Raw genomic sequence first — 1891 nt, 5'->3', positions numbered from 1 at the left:
GCTACTGGTACCGCAACCTCCGCGAACCCGTGCTGTTCGACCGGACCACCCGTGCGCTGCTCGACCACGGCCACAGCGTCTTCGTCGAGGTCAGCCCGCACCCGGTGCTCACGCCCGCGCTGGAGGAGCACGAGGCGGGTGTGGTGACCGGGACACTGCGTCGCGACCACGGCACCCCGGCCGAGTTCCTGGCCGCCGCGGCGCGGCTGTTCGTCGCAGGTGTGCCGGTGCGGTGGCCGTTCCCTGAAGGGGAGCCGGTGGCGCTGCCCACCTACCCCTTCCAGCGGACGCGGTTCTGGCTCGCCGGCGGCGCGGGCGACGTGTCCGCGGCCGGGCTCGACCGTGTGGACCACCCGCTGCTCGGCGCCGCTGTCGAGGTGGGCGAGCAGCGGGTCCTGACGGGCCGGCTCTCCCTGGCCACCCACCCCTGGCTCGCGGACCACTCCGTACTGGGGACGGTGCTGCTGCCCGCGACGGCGTTCGTGGAACTGGTGGTGCACGCGGCCGGGGCGGCAGTGGAGGAACTGGTCCTGGAGGCGCCGCTGACGTTGCCCGCGGACGGCGCGGTGGATGTGCAGGTCGTCGTGGGCGAGCCGGACGGGACCGGCCGCCGCACGGTCGACGTCCGGTCCCGGACGGACGGTTGGGTGCGGCACGCCACCGGCACGGTGGGCGGGCAGCTGGTGGTCGGGCAGCCCGTGCTCGGGCAGGCGCTGACGCAATGGCCGCCGGCCGGCGCGGAACCGGTCACCGGGCTCTACGACACGCTCGCCGCGGCGGGCTACGAGTACGGGCCGGCCTTCCAGGCCGTGCAGGCGGTGTGGCGCCGCGGCGATGAGGTGTTCGCCGAGGTCACCGTGCCGGACGCGGCCCGGTTCTCCGTCCACCCGGCCCTGCTGGACGCCGCCCTGCAACCGCTGGCGCTGCTGGCCGGCACGGAAGGCGACGTGCGGCTGCCGTTCTCGCTGGACGGGATCGCGGTCCACCGCACCGGCGTGACCTCCGCGCGCGTGCGGCTGACGGTGGTGCGCCCCGGCACGTACGCCGTCCACCTGGCGGACCGGTCCGGCGAGCCCGTGGTGACCATCGAGGCGCTGACCACCCGTCCGATGGCTGAACGCGGCCCGCTGTACGCCCTCGACTGGATTCCGCTGACCCCCGGCGAAGGCGCGCTCGGCGACGCCGTCGTCTCGCCCGGCTCGGTCGCCGAGGCGCTGACGGCCGTCCAGGACTTCCTGGCCGGGCCCGGCGAACGGCTCGTGGTGCGCACGCGGGGCGCGGTCGCCGTCGTTCCCGGTGACGGGGTGAGCGACCCGGAAGCCTCGGCCGTCTGGGGCCTGGTCCGGTCCGCGCAGGCCGAGCACCCCGGCCGGTTCGTGCTCGTGGACGCCGACGAGTTGCCCGACGGCCTGTCGGTCGGCGACGAGGACCAGCTGGCGGTGCGCCGGGGGGCCGTCTACGTGCCCCGGCTCGTACGCTCCGCACCGGAGGCGTTCGACGGACGGCTGACGCAGGCGGGCACGGGCAGCCTGGACGACCTCGCCTTCCTGCCGTACGAGCAGGCCCCGCCCGGGCCCCGGGAGGTGCGCGTCGCCGTGCGGGCGGCCGGTCTGAACTTCCGGGACGTGCTGATCGCCCTCGGCGTCTACCCGGACCCGGCGCTGCTCGGCAGCGAGGGCGCGGGCGTCGTCACCGAGGTCGGCGCCGAGGTCACCGGGCTGCGGCCGGGTGACCGGGTCGCCGGGCTGCTGCCCGGCGCGTTCGGCCGGGTGGCCGTCGCCGATCACAGGGTGCTGGTGCGCATCCCCGACGAGTGGACGTTCGCCCAGGCCGCCACGGTGCCCGTGGCGTTCCTGACCGCCTGGTACGGCCTGCGCGACCTGGGCGGGCT

1 protein-coding gene is annotated in these 1891 nt (G+C 76.0%); it reads left to right on the top strand.

The genetic code is table 11. From position 1 onward, the window contains the following. Nucleotides 1-29: 29 nt before the first annotated feature. The coding region (locus IE329_RS39765; RefSeq protein ID WP_229928158.1) for a polyketide synthase dehydratase domain-containing protein at nucleotides 30-1891 on the top strand (1862 nt) is incomplete at its 3' end.

Origin of the sequence: Kitasatospora indigofera (assembly GCF_014655955.1) — a bacterium.
GTDB classification, from domain to species: Bacteria; Actinomycetota; Actinomycetes; order Streptomycetales; family Streptomycetaceae; genus Kitasatospora; species Kitasatospora indigofera.
This window is presented reverse-complemented; position numbering and strand designations above follow the sequence as displayed.